This is a genomic window from Stappia sp. ABD4_338, assembly GCF_056312175.1.
This window is the reverse complement of sequence record NZ_CM149982.1, coordinates 1,782,359-1,808,649: the sequence shown is the minus strand read 5'-3', so window position 1 is coordinate 1,808,649 and position 26,291 is coordinate 1,782,359. Positions and strand designations below refer to the sequence as shown.

22 protein-coding genes are annotated in these 26,291 nt (G+C 66.3%); 7 read left to right on the top strand and 15 right to left on the bottom strand.

Going from position 1 to position 26,291, the window contains the following annotated elements; all coding sequences use genetic code 11:
• Positions 1 to 4: 4 nt before the first annotated feature.
• The 12 genes from ACYX4S_RS08400 to ACYX4S_RS08345 form a co-directional block, all read right to left on the bottom strand.
• Positions 5 to 460, bottom strand: coding sequence for a type II toxin-antitoxin system RatA family toxin (locus tag ACYX4S_RS08400; protein WP_293724811.1), 456 nt, complete (start codon positions 458 to 460; stop codon positions 5 to 7).
• An 84-nt stretch (positions 461 to 544) separates the two neighbouring features.
• Positions 545 to 1,528, bottom strand: coding sequence for a lipoyl synthase (gene lipA, locus ACYX4S_RS08395; RefSeq protein ID WP_293724809.1), 984 nt, complete (start codon positions 1,526 to 1,528; stop codon positions 545 to 547).
• A 55-nt stretch (positions 1,529 to 1,583) separates the two neighbouring features.
• On the bottom strand, positions 1,584 to 2,021 hold the full coding sequence (locus tag ACYX4S_RS08390) for an acyl-CoA thioesterase (protein ID WP_476362560.1): 438 nt from the start codon (positions 2,019 to 2,021) through the stop codon (positions 1,584 to 1,586).
• 4 nt (positions 2,022 to 2,025) lie between these two features.
• A complete protein-coding gene (locus tag ACYX4S_RS08385) occupies positions 2,026 to 2,265 on the bottom strand; it encodes a GlsB/YeaQ/YmgE family stress response membrane protein (protein WP_476362559.1) in 240 nt (79 codons plus the stop codon).
• A 55-nt stretch (positions 2,266 to 2,320) separates the two neighbouring features.
• On the bottom strand, positions 2,321 to 2,569 hold the full coding sequence (locus ACYX4S_RS08380; RefSeq protein WP_293724804.1) for a GlsB/YeaQ/YmgE family stress response membrane protein: 249 nt from the start codon (positions 2,567 to 2,569) through the stop codon (positions 2,321 to 2,323).
• 132 nt (positions 2,570 to 2,701) lie between these two features.
• Entirely contained in the window at positions 2,702 to 4,150 is a 1,449-nt protein-coding gene (lpdA, locus tag ACYX4S_RS08375) for a dihydrolipoyl dehydrogenase (protein WP_422068796.1), read from the bottom strand.
• A 115-nt stretch (positions 4,151 to 4,265) separates the two neighbouring features.
• Entirely contained in the window at positions 4,266 to 5,651 is a 1,386-nt protein-coding gene (locus tag ACYX4S_RS08370) for a pyruvate dehydrogenase complex dihydrolipoamide acetyltransferase (RefSeq protein ID WP_476362558.1), read from the bottom strand.
• 10 nt (positions 5,652 to 5,661) lie between these two features.
• Positions 5,662 to 7,050: a pyruvate dehydrogenase complex E1 component subunit beta gene (locus tag ACYX4S_RS08365; RefSeq protein ID WP_476362557.1), complete on the bottom strand. Its 1,389-nt coding sequence runs from the start codon at positions 7,048 to 7,050 to the stop codon at positions 5,662 to 5,664.
• A 16-nt stretch (positions 7,051 to 7,066) separates the two neighbouring features.
• Positions 7,067 to 8,119 carry a pyruvate dehydrogenase (acetyl-transferring) E1 component subunit alpha gene (gene pdhA / locus ACYX4S_RS08360; RefSeq protein WP_476362556.1) on the bottom strand — a complete coding sequence of 351 codons (1,053 nt, stop codon included), beginning with the start codon at positions 8,117 to 8,119 and terminating at the stop codon, positions 7,067 to 7,069.
• Positions 8,120 to 8,321: 202 nt separating this feature from the next.
• Entirely contained in the window at positions 8,322 to 8,654 is a 333-nt protein-coding gene (locus ACYX4S_RS08355) for an FtsB family cell division protein (RefSeq protein ID WP_293724794.1), read from the bottom strand.
• 123 nt (positions 8,655 to 8,777) lie between these two features.
• Complete coding sequence (mfd, locus tag ACYX4S_RS08350) at positions 8,778 to 12,275, bottom strand: transcription-repair coupling factor (RefSeq protein WP_476362555.1); 3,498 nt, start codon at positions 12,273 to 12,275, stop codon at positions 8,778 to 8,780.
• A gap of 64 nt (positions 12,276 to 12,339) precedes the next feature.
• Entirely contained in the window at positions 12,340 to 12,630 is a 291-nt protein-coding gene (locus ACYX4S_RS08345; protein ID WP_293724790.1) for an FAD assembly factor SdhE, read from the bottom strand.
• A 158-nt stretch (positions 12,631 to 12,788) separates the two neighbouring features.
• On the opposite strand from ACYX4S_RS08345, the gene recG reads away from it, so the two are divergent.
• Positions 12,789 to 14,891 carry an ATP-dependent DNA helicase RecG gene (gene recG / locus ACYX4S_RS08340; protein ID WP_476362554.1) on the top strand — a complete coding sequence of 701 codons (2,103 nt, stop codon included), beginning with the start codon at positions 12,789 to 12,791 and terminating at the stop codon, positions 14,889 to 14,891.
• A gap of 18 nt (positions 14,892 to 14,909) precedes the next feature.
• On the opposite strand, the gene ACYX4S_RS08335 is transcribed toward recG, so the two are convergent.
• The gene (locus ACYX4S_RS08335; RefSeq protein WP_476362553.1) at positions 14,910 to 15,653 is read right to left on the bottom strand and encodes a DUF502 domain-containing protein; all 744 of its coding nucleotides are present in this window, start codon (positions 15,651 to 15,653) and stop codon (positions 14,910 to 14,912) included.
• A 142-nt stretch (positions 15,654 to 15,795) separates the two neighbouring features.
• On the opposite strand from ACYX4S_RS08335, the gene ACYX4S_RS08330 reads away from it, so the two are divergent.
• Positions 15,796 to 16,158, top strand: coding sequence for a YbaN family protein (locus ACYX4S_RS08330; RefSeq protein ID WP_476362552.1), 363 nt, complete (start codon positions 15,796 to 15,798; stop codon positions 16,156 to 16,158).
• Positions 16,159 to 16,351: 193 nt separating this feature from the next.
• Positions 16,352 to 17,761: a peptidoglycan-binding domain-containing protein gene (locus ACYX4S_RS08325; RefSeq protein WP_476362551.1), complete on the top strand. Its 1,410-nt coding sequence runs from the start codon at positions 16,352 to 16,354 to the stop codon at positions 17,759 to 17,761.
• 94 nt (positions 17,762 to 17,855) lie between these two features.
• On the opposite strand, the gene ssb is transcribed toward ACYX4S_RS08325, so the two are convergent.
• A complete protein-coding gene (ssb, locus tag ACYX4S_RS08320) occupies positions 17,856 to 18,422 on the bottom strand; it encodes a single-stranded DNA-binding protein (protein ID WP_476362550.1) in 567 nt (188 codons plus the stop codon).
• A 608-nt stretch (positions 18,423 to 19,030) separates the two neighbouring features.
• On the opposite strand from ssb, the gene uvrA reads away from it, so the two are divergent.
• The 3 genes from uvrA (at position 19,031) to ACYX4S_RS08305 (ending at position 23,176) form a co-directional block, all read left to right on the top strand.
• Positions 19,031 to 22,012 (top strand): excinuclease ABC subunit UvrA, encoded by a 2,982-nt coding sequence (gene uvrA / locus ACYX4S_RS08315; protein WP_476362549.1) that lies wholly within the window; start codon positions 19,031 to 19,033, stop codon positions 22,010 to 22,012.
• 393 nt (positions 22,013 to 22,405) lie between these two features.
• Positions 22,406 to 22,555, top strand: a complete 150-nt coding sequence (locus ACYX4S_RS08310) for a DUF1127 domain-containing protein (RefSeq protein ID WP_293724783.1) — start codon at positions 22,406 to 22,408, stop codon at positions 22,553 to 22,555.
• Between the two features lie 471 nt (positions 22,556 to 23,026).
• Positions 23,027 to 23,176, top strand: coding sequence for a DUF1127 domain-containing protein (locus ACYX4S_RS08305; RefSeq protein ID WP_293724782.1), 150 nt, complete (start codon positions 23,027 to 23,029; stop codon positions 23,174 to 23,176).
• A 482-nt stretch (positions 23,177 to 23,658) separates the two neighbouring features.
• Here ACYX4S_RS08305 and ACYX4S_RS08300 read toward each other — a convergent pair whose 3' ends face one another.
• Positions 23,659 to 24,012, bottom strand: a complete 354-nt coding sequence (locus ACYX4S_RS08300; RefSeq protein ID WP_476362548.1) for a hypothetical protein — start codon at positions 24,010 to 24,012, stop codon at positions 23,659 to 23,661.
• A 200-nt stretch (positions 24,013 to 24,212) separates the two neighbouring features.
• On the opposite strand from ACYX4S_RS08300, the gene ACYX4S_RS08295 reads away from it, so the two are divergent.
• Complete coding sequence (locus ACYX4S_RS08295; protein ID WP_476362547.1) at positions 24,213 to 26,279, top strand: M3 family metallopeptidase; 2,067 nt, start codon at positions 24,213 to 24,215, stop codon at positions 26,277 to 26,279.
• Positions 26,280 to 26,291: the final 12 nt, after the last annotated feature.

Below are 26,291 nucleotides of genomic sequence, written 5' to 3'. Positions count from 1 at the left end.
TCCTTCACGCCGCTCCATAGACATGGTCCGCCCGTTCCTCGAACGCGGTCGAGAACTTGCGGAACGCCCGGTCGAACATGGCCGACATGAGCGTCGACAGCGTGCGGCTCTTGAATTCGTAATTGATGTAGAAACCGACCTCGCAGGCGTCCTCGCCGCGCGGGCGAAAGGTCCACCTGTTCTCCAGATGCCGGAACGGGCCATCGAGATACTCGACCAGAATCTCGCCACGCTCGGGCAGCAGCGTCACCCGGCTGGTGAAGGTCTCCCGGAACAGCTTGTAGGCCACGGTCATGTCGGCGACGAGCACGGAGGTGCCGTCGTCATTGTCGCGGCGGCCGCGCACATGCAGCGCCTCGCACAGCGGCACGAATTCCGGGTATCGCTCAACATCCGCCACGAGGTCGAACATGCGACCGGGTGTGTGCTGAACGATATGGCGAGTCTCGAACTGGGGCATGGGCAGCCAATTAGGCGGTGGGATGCGAAAGATCAACCCGCCCCGGCCATGGCCGGGACGCGACGATGAACGCGTCCAAACGTGTCAGACGGCGGCCTCGGCCATGCGACGCTTCTCGCGATTGGCCTTGAGCTCCGCGAAGTCCTCGCCGGCGTGATGCGACGAACGGGTCAGCGGGCTCGCCGAAACCTTGAGGAACCCCTTGGCATAGGCGATCTTCTCGTAGGCCTTGAACTCGTCCGGCGTCACGAAACGCGCGACCGCATGGTGCTTGGAGCTGGGCTGCAGATACTGGCCGATGGTCAGGAAATCGACGTCGGCGGTCCGCAGGTCGTCCATGAGCTGGAGCACCTCGTTGCGCTCCTCGCCGAGGCCGACCATGATTCCCGACTTGGTGAACATGGTCGGGTCCAGTTCCTTCACGCGCTGCAGGATGCGGATGGAATGGAAGTAGCGCGCGCCCGGACGCACCGTCAGGTATTTCGACGGCACGGTCTCCAGGTTGTGATTGAAGACGTCGGGCTTGGCATCAACCACGATCTCAAGCGCGCCCGGCTTCCTGAGGAAGTCGGGAGTAAGAACCTCGACCGTGGTCTTCGGCGCCCGCTTGCGGATTTCGCGGATCACATTGGCGAAATGCGTGGCGCCGCCATCGTCCAGATCGTCGCGGTCGACCGAGGTGATGACCACATGCTCCAGCCCCATGGTCGCCACGGCCTCGGCAACGCCGACGGGCTCCTTCTCGTCCACCGGCCCCGGCATGCCCGTGCGCACGTTGCAGAAGGCGCAGGCGCGGGTGCAGGTGTCTCCGAGGATCATGAAGCTGGCATGCTTCTTCGACCAGCACTCGCCGATGTTGGGACAGCCCGCCTCCTCGCACACGGTGACGAGGTTGTTGGAGCGCACCACATCCTGCGTCTCGCGATAGACCGGAGACGTCGGCGCCTTGACCCGGATCCACGCCGGTTTGCGCTGGATCGGATTGTCCGGACGGTGGGCCTTTTCCGGGTGGCGCGGGCGCGCCGCGGCGTCGGGCTTGTTCGAGATCGTGTCGAGGAGCGTAACCATACCTCTCACTTGTCCTTCTTCTCGCGCTTCGTCAAGCGCGTGCCGTGCCTGACGCCTATGCGATTTCCGCAGGGCGCACCAGAGACATCAGTCTTTCGCGCGCGTCGTGCGACAAGGGCCGCGCCTTTCGGCTGACATCGTCCATCTGCACGATGACCGTAACGGCGGCCGCCGCCTTGCGTCCCTGCTGAAACACCGCCTGCTCGAGTGTCGCCGAACTGTTGCCGACCTTCACGACGCGCGTGCCGATCTCCACCGTTCCCGGCCACAGGAGCTCGGAGATGAAATCCAGCTCCAGCCGCACGATCACGAAGGCGCATCCGGTGTCCGCCAGGTCGCCGATCTTCGTATGCAGCAGCTCCACCCGCCCGGTCTCCAGGAAGGTGGAGAAGACGGCATTGTTCACATGCCCCTGGCGATCCGTGTCGCCATAGCGGACCTTGTCGTGGCTGACGACCGGATAGTCGGAAATCGTCTCGCTCAAACCGTTCACCGCCTCAGCTTCTGATCTTGCGCCAGATGAACAGGAAAAGGATCGCTCCGAGCGTCGACACCAGAAGCTGGTCGATGAACCCGCCCGTCACGTGCAGCCGCAGGATGTCGGCCAGATAGCCACCGACCAGGGCACCGACGAGGCCGACGACCAGGCTGCCGAGAAATCCGCCCCGGCTGTCCAGCACCCGATGCGCGACCGCACCGGCAATCAGCCCGATGATGATCCAGAGAATGAAACCCATGTGACCGGTCCTTTCGCGGGGCGCAAGATGCGCCCTCGCCGCTTTCGTCGGGAACTCAGGCCAGCGCCCGTGCAATCAGCACGACGATGACCGCGCCGACCGCCGACACCACGACCTGGTTGACGAAGGCGTTGCCCAGGTTGACGTTGATTCCGGCCGCGTTGAACAGGAACCCGCCGACGAAGGCTCCGATCAGACCCGTCAGGACGTAACGGATCAGGCCGCCACCGCCGATGAGCAGGCTTGCGAGCCAGCCGGCGATCAGGCCGATCACGCACCAGATGACGATATTCTTGATGTCCATTGCCCGATTCCCCAGCTTGACTTTCGATGTCGGGAAGCCGTGCCCGGCCCCCTGACTTGCATCTTACAGGATCGCAACGGGACACCGAAAGTGCGACACCCGCACGACGGTGCCCACGCGGCATGAGCCTGATCAGGCGTTGAGCACCCGTCCATAGGCGTCGAGCACGCTTTCCTTCATCATCTCCGAAAGGGTCGGATGCGGGAAGATCGTGTGCATCAGCTCTTCCTCGGTCGTCTCCAGGTTCATCGCGACGACGAAGCCCTGGATGAGCTCGGTGACCTCCGCGCCGACCATGTGCGCGCCCAGAAGCTCGCCCGTCTTCTTGTCGAAGATGGTCTTGATCAGACCCTGGTCCTCGCCGAGCGCGATGGCCTTGCCGTTGGCGTTGAAGTTGTAGCGGCCGACGCGGATGTCACGGCCGGCTTCCTTGGCCTTCGCCTCGGTGAGCCCCACGGAGGCGACCTGCGGGTTGCAATAGGTACAGCCCGGGATCTTGCCCTTGTCCATCGGATGGACGTTCGGCAGGCCCGCGATCTTCTCGATGCAGATCACGCCCTCATGCTCGGCCTTGTGCGCGAGCATCGGCGGCCCGGCGACGTCGCCGATGGCATAGACGCCCGGCACATTGGTCTTGCCGTAGCCGTCGATGACGACACAGCCACGGTCGGTCTTGACGCCAAGGTCCTCTAGGCCAAGCCCCTCGATGTTGCCCTGGACACCGACGGCCGAGATCAGGCGGTCTGCGGTGATCTTCTCCACCTTGCCGTCCTTGGTCTCCACATGGGCGGTGACCGAGTTCGAGCCCTTTTCCACCTTGGAGACCTTCGCCTCGGTGATGATCTTGAGGCCGCGCTTCTCGAGCTGCTTGCGGGCAAGCGCGGAGATTTCCGCGTCCTCAACCGGCATGATCTGCGGCATCAGCTCCACGACGGTCACATCGACACCCATGGAGCGATAGAAGGACGCGAACTCGATGCCGATGGCGCCCGAGCCCATGACCAGCAGCGACTTGGGCAGCGTGTCCGGCTTCATCGCCTCGAAATAGGTCCAGATCAGCTTGCCGTCGGGCTCGATGCCCGGCAGCGCGCGCGGACGGGCGCCGGTGGCGACGATCACGTGCTTCGCCGTGTAGGTGCCCTCGCCCTTCACGCCCTTGGGGACCGGGTTCTGCGGCTCGACGACCGGCTTGGACGACTTGCCCACCTTGACCTCGCCGGGCTTCGTCAGCTTCGCCTCGCCCCAGATCACGTCGATCTTGTTCTTCTTCATGAGGAAGCCGACGCCGCCGTTGAGGCGCGCGGAGACGCCGCGCGAGCGGGCGACCACATCCTTCACGTCCGCCGTCATCTTGCCCTCGAGCTTCAGGCCGAAGCTCTTGGCGTGATTGGCGTGGTCGAGGATCTCCGCCGAGCGCAGCAGCGCCTTGGTCGGGATGCAGCCCCAGTTGAGGCAGATGCCGCCGAGATGCTCCCGTTCGACGATGGCCGTCTTGAGACCGAGCTGCGCCGCGCGGATCGCGGTGACGTAGCCGCCCGGGCCCGAGCCGATGATGATGACGTCGTAGGACGTGCCGCTCATGAAAAATCCTCCAGCTCGAACGACGGGCGCGAGCGTCGTGACGCGCCGTCTGCCGTCCGTGAAATCAGGCACCTGAAGAGCAAACGGCGGCCGGTCTCCCGGCCGCCGCGATGGCTCAGACCAGCATGGACATCGGGTTTTCGATGTACTGCTTGAAGGCGGCGACGAGTTCCGCGCCGAGCGCGCCGTCGACGGCCCGGTGGTCGGTCGACAGCGTCACCGACATGACGGTAGCGATTGCCAGTTCGTCGTTCTTCACGACCGCGCGCTTCTCACCCGCGCCGACCGCCAGGATCGTGGCGTGCGGCGGGTTGATCACCGCGCAGAAGTCCTTGATGCCGAACATGCCGAGGTTCGATACGGAGGTGGTTCCGCCCTGATACTCCTGCGGCTGCAGCTTGCGCGTGCGCGCCCGGGCCGCCAGATCCTTCATCTCGTTGGAGATGGCGGAGAGCGTCTTCTCCTCCGCACGGCGGATGATCGGCGTGATCAGGCCGCCGTCGATGGCGACCGCGACGCCCACGTCCGCATGCTTGTGGACGAGCATTCCGCCGTCGGTCCAGCTCGCGTTGGCCATCGGGATGTCGCGCAGCGCCAGCGCCTGGGCCTTGATGACCATGTCGTTGACCGAAAGCTTGTAGGCCGGCTTGCCGTCCTTGTCCTTCGGCGCGGAGGCGTTGAGCTGGGCACGCAGCGCCAGCAGCGCGTCGAGCTCGCAATCCACCGTCAGGTAGAAGTGCGGCACGGTCTGCTTGGACTCGGTCAGCCGCTTGGCGATGGTCTTGCGCATGTTGTCATGCGGCACGACCTCGTAGGAGCCTTCCTCGAACAGCTTCAGCACCTGGGAATCCGACATGCCGGCGGGCGCCGCGGCCTTCGGTGCCTCGGCGGCGGCCTTGTCCGCCTTCGGAGCCTCCGCGCCCTTGCGCGCGGTGCCCGATTTCAGAGCCTCGTCCACATCGCGCTTGACGATGCGTCCGTGCGGGCCGGAGCCCGTCATCGCGGCAAGGTCCAGCCCGCCCTCGGCGGCAAGACGGCGCGCGAGCGGCGAGGCGAAGATGCGCCCGCCCTCCTTCGTCGATGGCGGCGGCGGGGCCTTGGCCGGCTCCTCGCCGGAGGCGACCGGCCCCCGATCGGCGGCCGGCTTGTCCTCGAACGCCGTCGCGGGAGCCTCGTCCTTGCCGGACGACGCCTCGCTTCCGGAGGCCTTGGGCCCGCCGTTGTCGTTGCCGACGCCTTCGAGCGCCGAGGCGTCCTCGCCCTCTTCCAGCAGCAGCGCGATGACCTCGTTGACCTTCACGCCCTGGGCGCCGGCCTCCACGAGGATCTTGCCAACGGTGCCTTCGTCGACGGCTTCCACTTCCATGGTCGCCTTGTCGGTCTCGATCTCGGCGATCACGTCACCGGAGGAGACACTGTCGCCTTCCTTGACCAGCCACTTGGCCAGATTGCCCTCTTCCATCGTCGGCGAGAGGGCCGGCATCAGGATCTTGATCGGCATGGTTTCCCCCTCAGGCCGTGTAGGTGACGGCTTTCACCGCGTCGATGACGTCCTTGACCGTCGGCAGCGCGAGCTTTTCCAGATTGGCGGCATAGGGCATGGGAACGTCCTTGCCCGTCACGCGCAGCACCGGCGCGTCGAGCCAGTCGAACGCCTTCTCCTGCACCTGGTAGCCGATCTCGGACGAGACCGAACACATCGGATAGGCCTCCTCGACCGTGACCAGGCGGCCGGTCTTCTTGACCGAGGCGATCACCGTGTCGATGTCGAGCGGGCGGATCGTGCGCAGGTTCACCACCTCGGCCGAAATGCCCATCCCTGCGAGTTCCTCGACCGCCTTCATGACGTAGGTCATGCCGATGCCCCAGGAAACGAGCGTCACGTCCGTGCCGGCACGTTCGATCTTCGCCTTGCCGATCGGCAGAACGAAGTCCTCCACGTCGGGAATCTCGAAGCTCTGGCCGTAGAGGATCTCGTTCTCGAGGAAGACCACCGGGTTCGGGTCGCGGATCGCGGCCTTGAGAAGGCCCTTGGCGTCCGCCGCCGACCAGGGCTGCACCACCTTGAGACCCGGAACATGGGCGTACCATGCCGCGTAGTCCTGGCTGTGCTGGGCGGCCACGCGCGCGGCCGCGCCATTGGCGCCACGGAACACGATCGGCGCGCCCATCTGACCACCGGACATGTAGAGCGTCTTGGCGGCGGAGTTGATGATCTGGTCGATCGCCTGCATGGCGAAGTTGAACGTCATGAACTCGACGATCGGCTTCAGCCCGGCCATCGCCGCGCCGACGCCCATGCCCGTGAACCCGTGCTCGGTGATCGGCGTGTCGATCACGCGGCGTGCCCCGAACTCCTCGAGCAGGCCCTGGGAGATCTTGTAGGCGCCCTGGTACTCGGCGACTTCCTCGCCCATGAGGAACACGTCGCCGTCGCGGCGCATTTCCTCCGCCATGGCATCGCGAAGGGCCTCGCGCACGGTCGACTGGACCATCGCGGTGCCTTCGGGAGCGTCCGGCTCGGGCTTTGCCTCTACGGCCGGCGCCGCGGGCGCGGAAGCCGGCTTCTCGGGTTCGGCCGTCTCGGAGGCCTCGCTCTTCTGCTCGGGAGCGGGCGCGGGAGAACTCGCCGCCTTGTCCAGGTCGGAGGCGTCCTCGCCCTCCTCCAGAAGCAGGGCGATCGGCGTATTGACCTTCACGTTCTCGGTGCCGGCCTCGATGAGGATCTTGCCGAGCGTGCCTTCGTCGACCGCCTCGACCTCCATCGTGGCCTTGTCCGTCTCGATCTCGGCGATCACGTCGCCCGCCGATACGGTGTCACCTTCGTTCTTCACCCATTTCGCCAGGGTGCCCTCTTCCATCGTCGGCGAGAGGGCCGGCATCAGAATCTCAATCGGCATGTTCGCGCCCCGCCACTTAGAGGAGAATGTCGGTGTAAAGCTCGGACGGATCCGGCTCCGGATCGGTCTGCGCGAACTCCGCCGACTCGGCGACGATTTCGCGGACCTCCTTGTCGATGGCCTTCAGCTCGTCCTCGCTGGCCCAGCCGGCATCCAGAAGGCGCTTGCGGACCTGCTCGATCGGGTCGTGCTCGGTCCGCATCTTCTGGACCTCGTCCTTCGACCGGTACTTGGCCGGATCCGACATGGAATGGCCGCGATAGCGGTAGGTGATCATCTCCAGGATGTAGGGGCCCTTGCCGGAGCGGCAGTGGTCCAGCGCCTTCTCGCTCGCGGCCATGACGGAGCGAACGTCCATGCCGTCGACCTGCTCGCCCGGAATGCCGAAGGAGGCGCCGCGCTGGGACAGGTCCGTCGTCGCCGAGGCACGCTCGACGCTGGTGCCCATGCCGTACTTGTTGTTCTCGATGACATAGACCACGGGCAGCTTCCAGAGCTGCGCCATGTTGAAGCTCTCGTAGACCTGCCCCTGGTTGGAGGCGCCGTCGCCGAAGAAGGTCATGGAGACCGCGCCATTGTCGCGGTAGCGGTTGGCGAAGCCGAGGCCCGTGCCAAGCGACACCTGCGCGCCGACGATGCCGTGGCCGCCGTAGAACTGCTTCTCCTTGGAGAACATGTGCATGGAGCCGCCCTTCCCCTTGGAATAGCCGCCCCTGCGTCCGGTCAGCTCGGCCATGACGCCCTTCGGGTCCATGTCCATGGCGAGCATGTGGCCGTGATCGCGGTAGCCCGTGATCATCTGGTCGCCATCCTTCGCCGCCATGCGCATGCCGACGACGACCGCTTCCTGGCCGATGTAAAGGTGACAGAAGCCGCCGATCAGACCCATGCCGTAGAGCTGGCCGGCCTTTTCCTCGAAACGGCGGATGAGCAGCATGTGGCGATAGGCCTCAAGCTCCTGATCCTTTGTGAACTCGACAATCGCGGGGGCGGAGGATTTAGCCCCTCCGCGCGAACGTCCCGACGTCTTGGCACGCGTGCTGGCGCCCTTCCCTGACGATGCTGCCATTACCCTCGCCTCACTGTGGCGTTCCTGTTTCGGAACAGCGTTTCCTCAGCCTCAAGGTAGCCGAAGCCAGGCTGCAGGAAAAGTCAAATGGAGGAGCGAGAGGCGCCGAAAACCGGTGACGCAAGGGCCTGTCAAAAAAGACGAAATCGTGAATGAACCGATTTTCAGTTCAAAATGCCAACTTAACCGATTTCAGATTAAATCACCGGCCACGCTGCGGCCTCAGGATCGCAAGCTCCTGAGGCTGAACGACATTCAGGCTCGCGCGGGCGCGCTCGTCGATCATGTCCGGATCGAGACTCTCGGGCCGCAGCAGTGCCACGCGGCGCTCCAGCTCCCGGCGTTCCGCGGTGAGCTGTGAAAGCTCCTTCTCCAGCTCCGCATAGCGGTGCTCGATCCGCGCCTTGCCGACGAGACCGAGTTCGCCGTTGAGCGCATGGAAGCCGAAGTATCCGATGAGGGCGAAGGCGATGACCGGCGCCGCGAGGCGCTGGCGCAGGGTCTTCTTCCGGTAGCGGGTAGCACTGAAGGGCACGGGGGATGAGACCTGACTGAATACGAACCGTTCTCGAGAAACAGTGTCGCCGATCAGGCTTAATGGATGGTTTCCGCGCGCCCTCGCGAAAACACGCAGGTGCGCGGCGCATGCCCGCCGGCGTCAGGCCGCCGCGACGCCCGCTTCCGCCAGGCGCACCAGCTTCATGAGCACACCCGCCGCGCCCTTGAGCCGCTGTTCCGCGTCCGGCCAGTCGCGTGAAAGCACCACCTTCTGGTCCGGCCGGATCTTGGCCAGAACGCCCTGTTCGGTGATGTAGCCGACCAGTCCGCCGGGGTTCGCGAACTCGCCGTTGCGGAAGCTGATGACCACGCCCTTCGGCCCGGCATCGATCTTTTCCACATTGGCGCGCCGGCACAGGCCCTTGATGTAGACGATCTTCAAAAGGTGATCGACCTCGTCGGGGAGCGGACCGAAGCGGTCGATGAGCTCGGCGCCGAACCCGTCGATCTCCTCCGGCGTGGAGAGGTCCGCAAGACGGCGGTAGAGCTGCAGGCGCAGCGGCAGGTCGGGCACATAGTCCTCGGGGATGAGAACCGGTGTCCCCACCTGGATCTGCGGCGACCAGGTCTCGTCGGCGCCCGTGTCGTCGCCGCTCCTGAGCTGGGCCACCGCTTCCTCCAGCATCTGCTGGTACAGCTCGAAGCCCACTTCCTTGATGTGACCCGACTGTTCCTCGCCAAGCAGGTTGCCCGCCCCGCGAATGTCCAGGTCGTGGCTGGCCAGTTGAAAGCCCGCCCCCAGGCTGTCGAGCGACTGAAGCACCTTGAGCCGCCGCTCCGCGGTCGGCGTCAGCGCCTTTGTCGCCGGCACCGTGAACAGTGCATAGGCGCGCGTCTTGGAGCGCCCGACACGCCCGCGAAGCTGGTAGAGCTGCGACAGGCCGAACATGTCCGCCCGGTGCACGATCAGCGTGTTGGCGGTGGGAATGTCCAGGCCCGATTCCACGATGGTGGTGGAGAGCAGAACGTCGAACTTGCCCTCATAGAAGGCGTTCATGACGTCTTCCAGCTCGCCCGGCGGCATCTGGCCGTGCGCGACCGCCACCTTCACTTCCGGAACGTGGTCCTCGAGGAACGCCTTGGTGTCGGCAAGATCCGCAAGTCGCGGACAGACATAGAAGCTCTGGCCGCCGCGATAGCGCTCGCGCAGCAGCGCCTCGCGCACCACGACGGGATCGAAGGGCGAGATGAACGTGCGCACGGCCAGCCGGTCCACGGGCGGCGTGGCGATGAGCGACAGTTCCCGCACGCCCGACAGCGCCAGTTGCAGCGTGCGCGGGATCGGGGTCGCCGAGAGCGTCAGGACGTGCACCTCGGACTTCAGCTCCTTGAGCCGCTCCTTGTGCTTGACGCCGAAGTGCTGCTCCTCGTCGATGATGAGCAGGCCGAGATCGCGGAAGGTCACGCCCTTGCCGAGCAGCGCGTGCGTGCCCACCACGATGTCGACGGATCCGTCGGTGAGGCCCTTCTTGGTCGCGGCGAGTTCCTTCGCCGGCACCAGCCGCGAGGCATGGGCAACGTTGATCGGCAGGCCCTGAAAGCGTTCGGCAAAGGTCTTGTAGTGCTGTCGCGCCAGCAGGGTCGTCGGAACGACGAGCGCCACCTGGCGGCCGGTCATCGCCGCGATGAAGGCGGCGCGCAGCGCCACTTCCGTCTTGCCGAAGCCCACGTCACCGCACACCAGCCGGTCCATGGGACGGCCGGAGGCCAGATCCTCGAACACCGCCTCGATCGCGTTGAGCTGGTCGTCCGTTTCCTCATAGGGGAAGCGGGCGGCGAATTCGTCGTAGACGCCCTCGGGCGCGACGATTTCCGGCGCGGTCTTGAGCGCACGCGCGGCGGCGGTCCGGATCAGCCCGTCGGCGATCTCCAGGATCCGCTTCTTCATCCGCGCCTTGCGCGCCTGCCATGCGCCGCCGCCGAGCTTGTCGAGCTGCGCCTCGGTATCTTCCGATCCGTAGCGCGTCAGAAGCTCGATGTTCTCCACCGGCAGGAACAGCTTGTCGCCGCCGGCATACTGAAGCTCCAGGCAGTCATGCGGCGCGCCCACCGCCTCGATGGTGCGCAGGCCGATGAAGCGGCCGATGCCATGGTCCACGTGCACGACAAGATCGTTCTGCGCCAGGCTCGCCGCCTCGGTCAGGACGTTGGTGCCCTTGGCGCGACGCTTGCGCTGGCGCACCAGACGGTCGCCAAGAATGTCCTGTTCGCAGATCAGCGTGAGGTCGCCGATCTCGAAGCCGTGCTCCACGCCGAGCACCGCAAGGCCGGTCATTCCCCTGGGAAGCGCGCGCGCATCCGCATCGGTGGCCACCGGCACGGTGCGGTCCAGCCCGTGATCGGCCAGCACATGCGACAGCCGCTCGCGCGAGCCCTCGCTCCAGCAGGCGATGACGATCCGCTTGCCGTCCTTGCGCCGCTCGGCGGCATGGCTCGTGAGCGCGTCGAAGACATTGACGTCGCCGGCGGCACGCTCGGCCGCGAAACTGCGCCCCTGTCGCCCGTCGAGTTCGACGACCTGGCGCCCGGATCCCGGCGGCTCCGCGAAGGGCGACAGACGCACGCTCGCCCCGTCCGCGAGCCGGGTGCGCCATTCCTCCGCCGTGAGATAGAGCGCGTCGGCCGGCAGCGGCTTGTAGGGCACCGCACCGCCCGTGCCCTTCTCGTTCAGCGCGTCGACGCGCGCGGCGTGATGTTCGCCGATCTGGTCCAGCCGTTCGCGCACCACGTCATCCGTGGACGAGGCCAGCACGATCGCGGCACCACCGACATGATCGAACAGCGTTTCCAGGTGATCGTGATAAAGCGGAAGCCAGTGCTCCATGCCCGGATAGCGGCGCCCGTCGCTGATCGACTGGTAGAGCACGTCGTCCCGGTCGGACGCGCCGAACTGGCTGACGTAACGGGTGCGGAACCGCGAGATCGCCTCTTCCGAAAGCACGGCCTCGCTCATGGCGACGAGCTCCAGCCCCTTGAGCTGCTTCGTGGTGCGCTGGGTCTCGGTATCGAAGGACCGCAGCGATTCCAGCGAGTCTCCGAAGAAGTCGAGGCGCACGGGCGAGTCCATGCCCGGTGCGTAAACGTCGACAATGCCGCCGCGCACCGCGTATTCGCCCGTGTCCTGCACGGTGGAGGCGCGGGCAAAGCCGTTGATCTCGAGCCAGTGAATGAGTTTGGACAGGTCGATCCGCTGCCCGGGCGCGAGCCGCCAGGTCTGCGAGGCGGCAAAGGCGCGCTCCGGCACCCGCTGAAGGATCGCGTTGACCGTCGTGACGAGCAGCGTCGGCTTCTCGAGCGTCTCCGGCCGGGCCAGACGGCTCAGCGTGCCGAGGCGGCGCGCGACGATGCCGGCGTTGGGCGAAACGCGGTCATAGGGAAGGCAGTCCCAGGCGGGAAAATCGAGCAGATCGAGGCCGGGCGCGAAATAACCGAGCGCATCCGACACCAGCCGCGCGTGCTGCGCGTCCCGTGCCACGAAGACGGCGGCCAGTCCCGCCGGACGGCTGGCGACCAGTTGCGCCAGCACATGGGCCTCGGCGCCGTCCGGCACGCCGGTGACGACGGCGTTGCCGGCACCCGACAGGAGATTTTCCAACACGTTCGCAATCCTCGCATCGCCGGGGCACGCGGCTTCATGAAAAGCCGGGCACACGCGGCGTGGCTCAGCTTTCGGCCGCCACCTGGGCCTGCCTGAAGGAAATGATGGCGCGGTAGACGGGGGTGTCGTGTTCCGCGGGCACGGGCTGCCGACCGGTCATCCACTTGAACAGGTCCTGGTCGAAGACGTCCATCAGCCGTTCGAGATCGGCAAGGTCGGCCTCGCTCAGCCGCGCCACATGGGCGCTGGCGAACTGCCCGAGGAAGATGTCCATCTCCTTCATGCCGCGATGCTGGCACCGGTAGAGGATGCGCTTGCGCCGGTCGTCCATCCCGGTGTCCGTCTCCTGAGGCATCATGCACTCCTGTCGCCGCGCCATTGTCGGGAGCCCTGCTTGACAGGAGCCCCCCGGTTCGCGGGTTATAGCGGGCTTGGCGCGAAACTCAATCCGTGCCAGTGGAAAGCATCCGGCCCGTCGGGCCACCTTCTCCCGCAAAGCCCGAGACGAGGTTCATGCGTCCCAGCCTGCTCGATCCGCTCTTCACGCCGGTCTCGCGCCTGCCGGGAATCGGTCTGCGTACCGCCCGCACGCTCGGCGGCCTGTTCGGCAAGGACGCCGAGCGGGAGCCGACGGTGTCCGACCTGCTGTTCCACCTGCCGTCCGGCACCATCGACCGACGCCTGCGACCGGGGATCGCCCACGCGCCCGAGGGCGCGATCGTCACGCTCGAGGTGCGCATCGACCGGCATCAGGCTCCGCCGCGCGGCAGCCGCGCGCCCTACCGCATTCTCGCCCACGACGACACCGGCACGATCACCTTCGTCTTCTTCCATGCCCGTGGCCCGTTCCTGGAAAAGAGCTATCCCGTCGGCGAGGACATGATCGTGTCCGGCCGCATCGAGCATTTCAACGACCAGATCCAGATGGTCCATCCAGACCATGCGGTCCTCGCCGATGATGCCGACGACCTGCCGCTTGTCGAACCGGTCTATCCGCTGACCCAGGGCCTGTCGTCGAAGATGCTGCAAAAGGCGATGGCCGCCGCCCTCGACCTCGTTCCCGACCTGCCCGACTGGCTCGATCCGGCCATGGAGCGGCAAAAGGCATGGCCGACCTTTTCGGACGCCCTCCACGCCCTGCACCAGCCCTCGCCCGAGTCGCCCGAAGCCGGCGACCCGGAAGCGCTGGCCCGCCTTTCCTACGACGAATTCCTTGCAAACCAGCTCGCGCTCGCGCTGGTGCGCCGCTCCATGCGCCAGACACGCGGCATTGCCCGTCACTTCACCGGGGCGCTGAAGCAGAAGATGCTGGACGCCCTGCCCTATTCCCTGACCGAGGGACAGGCCAAGGCGGTGGCCGAGATCGAGGCGGACCTGGCCGCGCCCACGCGCATGTTGCGCCTGCTGCAGGGCGACGTCGGCGCCGGAAAGACGGTCGTGGGGCTCATGGCGGTGGCGGCGGCGGTTGAATCCGGCGCGCAGGCGGTCATGATGGCCCCGACGGAAATCCTCGCGCGCCAGCACTATCTCTCGCTTGCGCCCTTGTGCGAGGCCGCCGGCATCCGCATCGCCGTGCTGACGGGAAAGGATGGCGCAAAGGCCCGCCGCGAAACCCGCGCGGCCCTGGAGGCCGGCGACATCGACCTGATCGTCGGCACCCATGCGCTGTTCCAGGGCGACATCGCCTTCGCCAACCTGGGGCTTGCGATCGTCGACGAACAGCACCGGTTCGGCGTTCACCAGCGCCTTCAACTGTCCTCGAAGGGGGCCGGCGTGGACATGCTGGTCATGACCGCGACGCCGATCCCGCGCACGCTCGTGCTGACCTATTTCGGCGACATGGACGTTTCCCGCCTGACGGAAAAGCCCGCCGGACGGCAGCCGATCAAGACCGTCACCGTGCCGCTGGAGCGCATGGACGAGGTGGTCGAACGTCTCCGGCGCGCCCTTGACGAAGGCACGAAGGCCTATTGGGTCTGCCCGCTGGTGGAGGAGTCGGAAAAATCCGATCTGGCGGCGGCGGAAGAGCGCTTCGAGGTGCTGACCCAGGTGTTCGGACCCCGGGTCGCGCTGGTGCACGGCCGCATGAGCGCGGAGGAGAAGGCGTCCGCGATGACCTCCTTCAAGGATGGCGACGTGGGGCTTCTGGTCGCGACGACGGTGATCGAGGTCGGCGTCGACGTTCCCGCCGCAACGATCATGGTGATCGAGCACGCCGAGCGCTTCGGCCTGTCGCAGCTCCACCAGTTGCGCGGCCGTGTCGGACGCGGCAGCGAGGCATCCACCTGCTTGCTTCTCTACAAGGCCCCCGTCGGCGAGACGGCGCGCGCGCGCCTCTCCATCATGCGCGACACGAACGACGGATTCCTGATCGCCGAGGAGGACCTGCGCCTGCGCGGCGAGGGAGAAATCCTGGGCACGCGCCAGTCGGGAATGCCGGGCTTTCGCATCGGCGACGCGGCGACCCACGCCGATCTCATAGAGATGGCCCGCGACGACGCGCGTCTGGTGCTGGAAAGGGACCCCGATCTCACCAGCGAGCGCGGTCGCGCGCTGCGGGTTCTGCTCTATCTCTTTGCCCGTGACGAGGCGGTGCGCCTGCTCCGGGCTGGCTGACCTGCCTGGCGGGCGGCCTCAGCGCTTGCTCCCGCCGGAGGCTTTCTTGCCGTCGTCAAGCGCCTCCCCTTCCAGAATCGCGAGCTTGGCGTATTCGGGGCTTACCAGACCGGCGGAGATCACCAGCTTGGCGGCTTCCTCGACGGTCATGTCGAGTTCGATGACTTCCTGTTTGGGCACGAACAGCAGAAAACCGGAGGTCGGGTTCGGCGTCGTCGGCAGGAACACCGCCGTCACCTCGTGCCCCTGGTCGTTGAGCTTGTGCGCCACCTCGCCGCGCGCGTCGGTGGCGATGAAGACGATTGCCCACAGACCCGGGCGTGGGTACTCGATGATTGCCGCCTTCTTGAAGCTGTTGGAGCGCTCCGCAAGCACCGTCTCGAAGATCTGCTTCAGACCGCTGTAGAGATTGCGCACCACCGGCATCCGCCCGAGCAGCAGCTCGCCGTAGGACAGAAGCGTGCGCCCGGCGATGTTGGCGGTCAGGAACCCGATGAAGACCAGGCCGATGAAGGCGACGATGAGCCCGATCCCGGGCATGGGGAACGGCAGATAGGTGTCCGGATTGTAGTAGTGCGGCAGGAGCGGCTTCACCCAGCCGTCGACCCATTGCACGATGGACCAGGACAGATAGGCGGTGATCCCGAGCGGTCCCGCCACCACGAGTCCCGTCAGGAAATAGTTCCTGAGCCGGGTCATGCCGCCCGGCCGCGCGGGCTTTGCCTCACCCTCGTGATGTTCGTCCGTAGTCTGTCCGCTCATGTGGTCCTGTCGTCCTGCCTCTGGGGCCCCTGGCCCCGTCTGCCCCTCAGCAATAGATAAGCGAGGCACAGGCCAAGGGAAACTGATAGAAGGTCCCTGGCGAAAATATGGGCGCATCGCACCTCAGGAGAGCACACTTCCCATGCTCGCACGCACCGTCTTTGCCACGCTGGGCGCGCTTCTGGTCGCCCTGGGTGTTATCGGCGCCTTCCTGCCGCTGCTGCCCTCGACGATCTTCTTCATCATGGCGGCCGGCTGTTTCGCCCGCTCCTCGCCGACCCTCGAGGCCTGGCTCCTGGACCACCGCACCTTCGGTCCGCCGATCCGCGCATGGCGCGAGAGCGGTGCGATCTCGCGCCACGGCAAGATGCTGGCGCTGGGCGGAATGGCCTTCGGCTACACGATGTTCTACATCGGCGCGCGTCCCTCGCCATGGCTTGCCGCCGGCGTGGCGCTCTTCTTCGTCGGCAGCGCGCTCTTCGTCGCGACAAGGCCCACACCTTAGCTTTTGCCCACATCTCCCTCGGCTTTTGTTTACCCTGAAGGGAGCTTCGGCCCGGAGGAAGGCTTGGAACAGCCCGTCCTGTGACCCCGGTCACGCTGCGTTCAGCTTCGCCCGGCCAAGCTTGTGTCGCAACGTCATCCCCACGGCTGTCGCAGGGGCCGGCGTTTCGTCACCAAACGCCGAGGACCTGGTCATGATCCGTCTTGCCCCAACCGGCCCCTGCGCCGACCCCGCCCCCGACCGGCGCATGTTCCGCCTGACCGCCGCATTGCTTCTCGCCGCACTGGCCGCCGTCCTGTCGGCGTTCCTGTCGCCCGCCTCCGCCCAGCCGATCGAGATCCGTCCCGACCTCAGGCCGGTGATCCGCCCGGACGTGCTGCCGCAGACGCTGCCGCGCGTCTGCGCGCCGCCACGCGTGATGCGCAACGGGCGGTGCATCAACCCCGTTCAGCCGGGCCGCGACATCGTCTGCCGGCCACCGAAGGTCAGGCGCGGTAACCAATGCGTCGATCCGCTGCGACCGCCGGTGGTCTGTGTTCCACCGCGCGTCGCGCGCAATGGCCGCTGTGTCATGCCCGCGCCCTCGCCCATGCCGGTGGTGTGCCCCGCCCCGAAGATCCGCGTGAACGGGCGGTGCGTGGACCCGGTTCGTCCTCGTCCGATCGTCTGCGAGCCGCCGCGCGTGCGTCGGGGCAACCGCTGCGTGATGCCCGACGTCCGCCCCGCCTGCCGACTGCCCTATGTCTGGTCGCGGGCCGCCCGTCGCTGCATCCTGCCAGTGCCGGTTCCCCCGATCACGCCGCCGCCGGCGTGCGAGGCACCCTGGCGCTATTCCGCCGAGGCCAGCGGCTGCATCTGCCCCAGCGGCCGCGTTGTGGTGAACGGCGCCTGCGTGCGCCGCGAGAGCCAGTCGTGCAGCTATCCCTTCGTCTGGTCGGGGTCCGCCGGTCGCTGCGTCTGCGCCAGGGGGTTCTCGTCTTACGGAACCGGTTGCGCTCCCGACCGTCCGACACCGAGCCCGCAGGACAACATCCTGTGGATCCAGTCCTGCCTGAATGCGGCCGGCTATGACGCCGGTCCCGAGGACGGCCTCGCGGGACGCCGCACGCGCAGTGCCTGGAATGCCTTCCGTGCGGACGAAAACCTTGCCGGCGACAGCTCCTACACGGACCCGGAAACGCTGGCGAAGCTCTTCGAGGCCTGCCGTCCGGAGGGCGCACCGCCGCCGGAGACAAGCAATGCGGACGACAAGGAGGAGCCCGCCGCGCCGGATGACACGGAGGCGGACGACGAGACGAAGGCCGGCTCGACGGACGCCGACACCGGTGAGAGCAAGGGCGAAGAGACCGATGCGGGGGCGCTCACGCCCGCGCCGGCCCAATGCGCCACCGGCAAGCTCTACACGATGCTGAGCGCGCAGGACGCCAGCGTCGAACCCTGCGGCCGCCTCTGCATTCCCGCCCCCGAAGGACTGAGCGAGGACGAACTGGCGGAGCGGGCCGAAAGGCAGGGCATCACCTGGTGCCGCTCCTGCGTCGCCGTCGGAGACCTGGGCCTGCTTTGCCCGCAGCCGGATGAGGCGGGAGACGCGGCGAACCCCTGACCGGCGGGTGACGCCGGCCACAAAACGACAAAGGCCGCCGGAAGAACCGGCGGCCTTTGCAAACCTGTTTCTTTTCAAGCCTGACGAACCCCGATCAGAACGGGATTTCGTCATCCATGTCGCCGCCGGGGCCACTGCCGAAGCCACCGCTGCCGCTGCCTCCGCCACCGGAACGACCGCCGCCGCTGCCTCCACCGAAGCCGCCGTCGTCGTAACCGCCCGAGCGGCCTCCACCACCGCCGAAGCCGCCTCCACCGGCGCTTCCGCCACCGCCACCGAAGTTGCCGCCGCCTCCGCCGCCGCCCTCACCGCGCCCGTCGAGCATGGTCAGCGTGGAGTTGAAGCCCTGCAGCACGATTTCGGTCGAGTAGCGGTCCTGGCCGGACTGGTCCTGCCACTTGCGGGTCTGGAGCTGACCTTCCACGTAGATCTTCGACCCCTTGCGCAGGTAGCTTTCGGCGACCTTGGCCAGACCCTCGTTGAAGATCACGACCCGGTGCCATTCCGTCCGCTCGCGACGCTCGCCCGTGGAGCGGTCGCGCCAGTTCTCGGAGGTCGCCACGCGCAGGTTGACGACCGGGCGCCCGTCCTGCATCCGCCGCACCTCGGGGTCGGCCCCCAGATTGCCCACCAGGATCACCTTGTTGACGCTTCCCGACATCCTGAACTCCTTAAGATCGGTCCTTGTCGCGGGAGCCCGTCCCGCTGGTCTCCTCGTCGCGGAACCGTGATTCCGCGGATCGCGATGGCGGGCCCCTGTCCCGCCTGCCGGCCCTTGCGAACATCGCGGAACGGGCTGGCCGAAAATGACATCGCCGCCGGCTTGCGGCGGTCTCGGCGCGGGCTAAGGCCTCGCACGCGATCCGCCACCATAGGCGCATCGCCGCCGCGCTGCCGGGCCAAACTGCGCCTTTTCCACAATCGCCGGGCCATGCGTGAAGGGCACCGCGCCAAGGTTCCGCCTTTGTTCCACATCAGTGCGCTCCACACAAGTCTGCAGAGACATGCCTTGCACAAGATGAAGCGCGCCCCATCTCCATGCTTGGCGCAAGCTCTCGTTCCCGCTATGTTCCGTAAACTCATCGGATGGTCGCCCGCCTGCGTATCACAGGTCTGCCGCGCTCTTCCGTCAATCGACGCGCGCACTCTCATGGCGTAGAACGGCCCTCCCGCCGCGTCCGCGCCGGACACCGAAATTCCGTCAAAGGCCGAACCGTCACGCCGAGGGCGCCGGTGCGCGCCTCACCGTCATCAGGGACCCGCCTGCCCATGCCGAAGTCGTCCAAGCCCACGCCGGCCCCGACCAGCACCGCCTCCGACGCCGCGGACCGTCGCGTCATCAGCGTGCGCGGCGCGCGCGAGCACAATCTGAAGAATGTCGACGTGGACCTGCCGCGCGACTCGCTGATCGTCATGACCGGCCTGTCGGGCTCGGGAAAGTCGTCGCTGGCCTTCGACACGATCTACGCCGAAGGCCAGCGCCGCTACGTCGAGAGCCTGTCGGCCTATGCGCGCCAGTTCCTGGAGATGATGCAGAAGCCGGACGTCGACCAGATCGACGGTCTGTCGCCCGCGATTTCCATCGAGCAGAAGACGACCTCGCGCAATCCGCGCTCGACGGTCGGCACCGTGACGGAGATCTACGACTACCTGCGCCTGCTTTTCGCGCGCATCGGCGTGCCCTACTCGCCCGCGACCGGCCTTCCCATCGAAAGCCAGACGGTCAGCCAGATGGTCGACAGGATCCTGGCCCTCGATGAGGGAACGCGCCTCTATCTGCTCGCGCCCATCGTGCGCGGACGCAAGGGAGAGTACCGCAAGGAGCTGGCGGAGCTCATGAAAAAGGGCTTCCAGCGCGTCAAGATCGACGGTGAATTCCACGAGATCGCCGACGCTCCGGCGCTCGACAAGAAGCTCAAGCATGACATCGACGTGGTGGTCGACCGCATCGTGGTCCGCGAGGACATCGGAGGTCGTCTGGCGGACTCGCTGGAAACCGCCCTGGGGCTCGCCGAAGGGCTCGCCATCGCGGAGTTCGCCGACAAGCCGCTACCTCCGGCGGGCGACGATGCGGTGCTGCAGAACCGCAACGAGACCCACGAGCGGATGCTGTTTTCGGAAAAATTCGCCTGCCCGGTCTCCGGCTTCACGCTGCCCGAGGTCGAGCCGCGCCTGTTTTCCTTCAACAATCCCTTCGGCGCCTGCCCGACTTGCGACGGTCTGGGCACGACGCTCGCCTTCGAGCCGGACCTGGTCGTTCCCGACCAGACCCTGACCCTGCGCGAGGGCGCGGTGCTGCCGTGGGCCAAGACCGGCTCCACCTCGCCCTACTACGCCCAGACGCTCGAGGCGCTGGCGCGCCACTACGGCGCGAACATGGGCACGCCCTGGAACGAATTGCCGGAAGACCTGCGCAACGCGATCCTCTTCGGGTCGGGACGCGAGAAGGTCGAGTTCGTCTATGACGACGGTGTGCGCAGCTACCGCACCAGCAAGACCTTCGAAGGCGTAATCGGCAACATCGAGCGCCGCTGGCGCGAGACCGAGTCCGAATGGGTGCGCGAGGAGCTGTCGCGCTATCAGTCGGACCGTCCCTGCCCGGCCTGCAACGGCTACCGGCTGAAGCCCGAGGCCCTGTGCGTCAAGATTTCCGAGCGGCACATCGGCGAGATCTCGCAACTCTCGATCCGGGACGCGGGAACCTGGTTCGAGGCACTGCCCGGCGCGCTCACCGACAAGCAGCAGGAAATCGCCGTCCGCATCCTCAAGGAAATCCGCGAGCGGCTGAAGTTCCTCAATGACGTGGGCCTCGACTACCTGTCGCTGTCGCGCAATTCCGGAACGCTGTCGGGCGGCGAAAGCCAGCGCATCCGCCTCGCCTCGCAGATCGGTTCCGGCCTCACTGGCGTTCTCTACGTTCTCGACGAGCCGTCCATCGGCCTGCACCAGCGCGACAACGCCCGCCTGCTTGAAACGCTGAAGCACCTGCGCGATCTCGGCAACACGGTGATCGTGGTGGAGCACGACGAGGACGCGGTTCTCACCGCCGACCACGTCGTCGACATTGGCCCCGGCGCCGGCGTTCATGGCGGAGAGATCGTCTCCCAGGGCACTCCGGAGCACATTCTCGCAGACCCCAACTCCCTGACGGGACAGTATCTTTCCGGCAAGATGGCGATCGAGGTGCCAAGCCAGCGCCGGCCGTCCCTCAAGGGGCGGCGCCTGAAGGTCGTCGGCGCGCGGGGCAACAACCTCAAGAATGTCACCGCCGAGGTGCCACTGGGCACCTTCACCTGCATCACCGGTGTTTCGGGTGGCGGCAAGTCCACCTTCCTCATCGACACGCTCTACAAGGCGGCGGCGCGGCGGCTGAACGGGTCGCGCGAGACGCCCGCGCCGCACGATCACATCGAGGGGCTGGAGCTGCTCGACAAGGTGATCGACATCGACCAGTCGCCGATCGGGCGCACGCCGAGGTCCAACCCCGCGACATACACCGGCGCCTTCACGCCGATCCGCGAGTGGTTCGCCGGCCTCCCGGAAGCGAAGACACGCGGCTACCAGCCGGGCCGTTTCTCCTTCAATGTCAAGGGCGGCCGCTGTGAGGCGTGCCAGGGCGACGGCGTCATCAAGATCGAGATGCACTTCCTGCCCGACGTCTATGTCACCTGCGACGTCTGCCAGGGAAAGCGCTACAATCGCGAGACGCTGGAGGTGGAGTTCAAGGGCAAGTCCATCGCCGACGTGCTGGATATGACGGTCGAGGAAGGCGCGCGCTTCTTCCAGGCGGTGCCGGCCGTGCGCGACAAGCTGGAAACGCTGGCGCGCGTCGGCCTCGGCTACGTCAAGGTGGGGCAGCAGGCAACCACGCTTTCGGGTGGCGAGGCGCAACGCGTCAAACTCGCCAAGGAACTGTCCAAGCGGGCCACCGGCCGCACGCTCTACATCCTCGACGAGCCGACCACCGGCCTGCACTTCCACGATGTCGCCAAGCTGCTGGAAGTGCTTCACGAACTGGTCGAGCAGGGCAACTCCGTCCTGGTCATCGAACACAATCTGGAGGTCATCAAGACCGCCGACTGGATTCTCGATCTCGGTCCGGAAGGCGGTGACGGAGGCGGCACGCTGGTCGCGGCCGGCCCGCCGGAAGCCATCGTCGAGGTGGAGGAAAGCTACACCGGGCGCTTTCTCAAGGAGGTTCTGGAGCGACGCCCCGTCCGCCGCCGCCGGACGGTCACGGCCGCCGAATAGCTTCCCCCTGACGTCGTTGTCCCCGCCCGGCGCGGCCCCGCGCCGGCCGACACTGCCTTGCGGGGGCGGAAGACATGCATGCTTCCGCCCTTCACAAGACCCGCGCTTTTCGCGCGCTTTTCGCCGAAACGAACCCTCGCGAACCTGTGGCCTTTCGTGGGAGCGACGCGCAGGCCGCATCGCAACGGATCGTTAACAAACTGATTTGCGTGCAATTATCGGAATTGGGGCGGACGTCTCGCGGCAATTATTTTGCAATGCACAATCTGCATGGCTGCCGTGCGAAAATCGCGCTTTTTTTCTTTATCCGAAAAAACTATCTCATGGGCATCGGATCGACGCGCTGGCGGGACACGCAATTCAGTCCCCGGCGCCCCAAGAGGTGACACAATCATGTTCGACACGCTGACCCGCAAGTACCGCAACTGGCGCAGCTACCACGCAACCGTTTCCGAGCTCTCGCGCCTCACGAGCCGCGAACTCAGCGACCTCGGCATCGCCCGTGGCGACATTCACTTCGTCGCCCGCCGCGCAAGCCGATAACAGATCACGATAAGGAAGACAGACCTCCTCCCCTGTCTTCTGTCGTGTCCCGGTGGGGTTACCTCCTCCCAACCCCGTCCGGATATAGCGTCGCCCGCCGGTTCTCCTCCCTCCGGCGGGCGATCGCTTTTTTATGTAGGCATGAGGTGACGGACCAGGCCTGACAAGGCCGGCCGCCCCGGCCTTCCCACTCCCGACCATCGTTCCGAGACCGGAAGACATCGTGCCCGAACGGGCCCGGTGACAGACGCGTCCGGCATGGATCGCGAAAGCGCGGAAAGCGACCGAACGCGGTCCGACCTCTGCAGTTTTCGCAGGCCCGGCATTCCGAGGTTGCGCGTTCAAAAAACGCCGACTCGTCCCATATCAGGGCCAACGAGATTTGGTGCAGCGCAACACGCGCCGCTCCACCGATGAAGCGATGAAAAAAAGCGGGCCGCAAACGGTCCGCATACACAAAGGAGACGCATCATGTTCGACACGTTCGTTCGCAAGTACCAGTCCTGGCAGAAGTATCGCCGCACCTACGACGAGCTTTCCCGCCTGTCCAACCGCGAGCTGGCCGACCTCGGCATCGGCCGCGGCGACATCCAGTTCATCGCGCGCGGTTCGCACCGCTAAGCGACTCGCGAAAGACGGGACGCACACGCGACCTGTTCGAAGCGACTGCAGTCAAAAAGCGCCAACCGGTTGTCCGGTCGGCGCTTTTTTCGTATCCGACGACGGGCTTTCCACCGCGAGAGGCAGACTTCGGCCTTGCTGCGGCGCACGATTCCGCTGCGTTCTTGTTGCATTGCAAAAAAAGCAGGGCTGCCATGCAGGACCAGCACTGGAAACTCTGACAGGACTCGCCCATATATTGGTCATCGACACGGGCACTCCTCCTCCCAGCCCGCTGTCGTGTCGGTCGGTTTACCTCCTCCCAAACCGACCTCCTATAACGAGCGCTCGCCGGATCTCCTCCCTCTGGCGGGCGTTTGTTGTTTCTGGCTCCCGAAACACATCCGGACCCTGCACGCGGATTTGCAACCCCAGGCAAATCCGGGCGCCAAATTACGTAAACTTGCACGAATCTTTATCGAAAATTGAGTCGCCGACACGCGTCAGCGCGTCTCGTCGGACCCTGTCGGCGCAAGCGTCTCGAGCACGTCGCGCTCCGCCTCGGCGATGCGACCGGCAGCGGCCGCATTGGCCTTGAAGCTGTGCTCCGCCGAAAGCATGTCGATCATCGCCCCGGCCATGTCGGAAGAAAACCGCACGCCGTCCGGCGGTGGCGGCGTGCCGCCCTGCGGCGGAGTGCCGGCCTGCCCGGAAATCCCCGCTCCGGCCGTCGCGCCATTCGCGCCGGCCACCTCGTTCGCGGCCTCTGCACCGGACGCAACGATGCGCTTGGCGCTCGCCTCGAAGCGGTCGCGGGCGCCGAGCATTCCGGCAAGGGATGTGTTGATCGCGGACATGGGGACAGATCGTAGATCACGCCCCTTAACGAAGCCTCACGCCGGCCGTTCGAATGCGATCGAACGGTCGTCGCTGCTGACAGCCGCGCGCGCAGGGGCCATAGTCGGCGCCACGACCCGACCCCATATGAAGCATACGCAGGCGCGGCCAGGCGGCCGCCATGCCTCCCGCCTTTCCTTCAGGAACCCCGGACGACCTCATGACGACCGACACAAAGCCCGACACCGCGACCGCAAACCCGCTGCTCGCCGACTGGACCGCGCCCTTCGGCCTGCCGCCCTTCGGCGAGATCGAGCCCTGGCACTGGGAACCGGCCTTCGAGACCGCCCTCGCCTCCGCGCGGCACGACATCGATGCGATCGCGGAAAACCCGGAGGCTCCGGATTTCGACAACACGATCGCGGCCATGGAACGCGCCGGTCGGGATCTCACCCGTGTCGCCATGGTGTTCTTCAACCTCGCCGGAAGCCACACCTCGGAGGAGCTTCGCCGCATCGAGCGCGACATGGCCCCAAGGCTTGCCCGCCACTCCTCGCAGACGCTCTTGAACCAGTCGCTCTACGCAAGGGTCGCGGCACTTTGGGAGGCGCGCGGGCGGCTCGGCCTCGATGCGGAAGCCGCGAGGGTGCTTGAGCGCTACCACCTGATGTTCACCCGTGCCGGCGCCGCGCTCGACGAGGCGGGACGCGCTCGCATGGCGGAGATCACGCAGGAGCTTGCGGTACTCGGCACCCGGTTCTCCCAGAACGTGCTGTCCGACGAGGCGGACTACAAACTGGTGCTCGATGGCGAGGAGGATCTCGCCGGCCTGCCGCCCTTCCTGCGTCAGGCGGCGGCGGAAGCCGCCGGAGAGCGCGGACATCCGGGCAAGCACGTCATCACCCTGTCGCGCTCGCTGATCGAGCCCTTCCTGCAGTTCTCGACAAGGCGGGACCTGCGCGAGACCGCGTTCAAGGCATGGACCGCGCGCGGGGAGAACGGTGGCGAGACGGACAACCGCGAGGTGATCGCGCGCATTCTCGCGCTGCGCCAGGAGCGCGCCGAGCTTCTCGGCTTCGACGACTTCGCGAGCTACAAGCTCGACGACACGATGGCCGGAACGCCGGATGCCGTGCGCGAACTTCTGGAGACCGTGTGGACGCCGGCGGTGGACCAGGCGCGCCGCGAGGCGGCCGCCCTCCAGGAGATCGCCGCCGAGGGCGGGGACAACATCGTCATCGAGCCGTGGGACTGGCGTTTCTATGCCGAGAAGCTCAGGAGCCGCGACCACGCGCTCGACGAGGCGGAACTGAAGCCCTACTTCCCGCTGGAAAACATCATCCAGGCCGCGTTCGAAACCGCCAACCGGCTGTTCGGCCTCACCTTCCGCGAGGTCGACGGCGTAACGCTCTACCATCCCGACGTGCGCGCGTTCGAGGTGCTCGACGGGACCGGCGGCCATGTCGGCCTGTTCCTGGGCGATTATTTCAACCGCTCGACCAAGCGCAGCGGCGCGTGGATGAGCGCCTTCCGCCGGCAGGAAAAGCTGTCCGGAGACATCCGGCCGATCATCGTCAACGTGATGAACTTCGCCAAGGCGCCCAAGGGGGAGCCCGCGCTGCTGACCTTCGACGACGCACGCACGCTGTTTCACGAGTTCGGCCACGCGCTGCACGGCCTGCTGTCGGACGTGACCTATCCGATGATCTCGGGAACCTCCGTCTCGCGCGACTTCGTGGAACTGCCGTCCCAGCTCTACGAGCACTGGCTGGAGGAGCCGGAGATCCTGTCGCGCTTCGCCGTCCACGTGGAGACCGGCGAAGCCATGCCGAAGGAGCTGATGGAGCGCGTGCTCGCGGCCCGCAACTTCAACCAGGGTTTCGAGACGGTGGAGTATCTGGCCTCCGCCCTCTTCGACCTCGACGTCCACGCAAGAACCGATGCGGCGAAGACGGATGTCGGCACGCTGGAAAGCGAAACGCTGACGCGCATCGGAATGCCGCGCGAGATCGTCATGCGCCACCGGCCGACCCAGTTCGCGCATGTGTTTTCCGGCGACGGCTACTCGTCCGGCTACTACAGCTACATGTGGTCGGAGGTGATGGACGCGGATGCCTTCACCGCCTTCGAGGAAACCGGAGACATCTTCAACGCGGAACTCGCCCGCCGCCTGCGCGAGGCGATCTACTCCGCCGGCGGACGACAGGACCCGAAGGACGCCTACATCGCCTTTCGCGGCGCGCTGCCCGACGCGGGCCCATTGCTGAAAAAGCGCGGCTTCCTCTGAAATGCGACGGCC

Excerpts from the sequence above, each read along its gene's own strand:
- ACYX4S_RS08400 (WP_293724811.1), bottom strand. The coding sequence starts at position 460 with ATGCCCCAGTTCGAGACTCGCCATATCGTTCAGCACACACCCGGTCGC.
- lipA (WP_293724809.1), bottom strand. The coding sequence starts at position 1,528 with ATGGTTACGCTCCTCGACACGATCTCGAACAAGCCCGACGCCGCGGCG.
- ACYX4S_RS08385 (WP_476362559.1), bottom strand. The coding sequence starts at position 2,265 with ATGGGTTTCATTCTCTGGATCATCATCGGGCTGATTGCCGGTGCGGTC.
- ACYX4S_RS08380 (WP_293724804.1), bottom strand. The coding sequence starts at position 2,569 with ATGGACATCAAGAATATCGTCATCTGGTGCGTGATCGGCCTGATCGCC.
- lpdA (WP_422068796.1), bottom strand. The coding sequence starts at position 4,150 with ATGAGCGGCACGTCCTACGACGTCATCATCATCGGCTCGGGCCCGGGC.
- ACYX4S_RS08370 (WP_476362558.1), bottom strand. The coding sequence starts at position 5,651 with ATGCCGATCAAGATCCTGATGCCGGCCCTCTCGCCGACGATGGAAGAG.
- ACYX4S_RS08365 (WP_476362557.1), bottom strand. The coding sequence starts at position 7,050 with ATGCCGATTGAGATTCTGATGCCGGCCCTCTCGCCGACGATGGAAGAG.
- pdhA (WP_476362556.1), bottom strand. The coding sequence starts at position 8,119 with ATGGCAGCATCGTCAGGGAAGGGCGCCAGCACGCGTGCCAAGACGTCG.
- ACYX4S_RS08345 (WP_293724790.1), bottom strand. The coding sequence starts at position 12,630 with ATGCCTCAGGAGACGGACACCGGGATGGACGACCGGCGCAAGCGCATC.
- recG (WP_476362554.1), top strand. The coding sequence starts at position 12,789 with ATGCGTCCCAGCCTGCTCGATCCGCTCTTCACGCCGGTCTCGCGCCTG.
- ACYX4S_RS08335 (WP_476362553.1), bottom strand. The coding sequence starts at position 15,653 with ATGAGCGGACAGACTACGGACGAACATCACGAGGGTGAGGCAAAGCCC.
- ACYX4S_RS08330 (WP_476362552.1), top strand. The coding sequence starts at position 15,796 with ATGCTCGCACGCACCGTCTTTGCCACGCTGGGCGCGCTTCTGGTCGCC.
- ACYX4S_RS08325 (WP_476362551.1), top strand. The coding sequence starts at position 16,352 with ATGATCCGTCTTGCCCCAACCGGCCCCTGCGCCGACCCCGCCCCCGAC.
- ssb (WP_476362550.1), bottom strand. The coding sequence starts at position 18,422 with ATGTCGGGAAGCGTCAACAAGGTGATCCTGGTGGGCAATCTGGGGGCC.
- uvrA (WP_476362549.1), top strand. The coding sequence starts at position 19,031 with ATGCCGAAGTCGTCCAAGCCCACGCCGGCCCCGACCAGCACCGCCTCC.
- ACYX4S_RS08310 (WP_293724783.1), top strand. The coding sequence starts at position 22,406 with ATGTTCGACACGCTGACCCGCAAGTACCGCAACTGGCGCAGCTACCAC.
- ACYX4S_RS08305 (WP_293724782.1), top strand. The coding sequence starts at position 23,027 with ATGTTCGACACGTTCGTTCGCAAGTACCAGTCCTGGCAGAAGTATCGC.
- ACYX4S_RS08300 (WP_476362548.1), bottom strand. The coding sequence starts at position 24,012 with ATGTCCGCGATCAACACATCCCTTGCCGGAATGCTCGGCGCCCGCGAC.
- ACYX4S_RS08295 (WP_476362547.1), top strand. The coding sequence starts at position 24,213 with ATGACGACCGACACAAAGCCCGACACCGCGACCGCAAACCCGCTGCTC.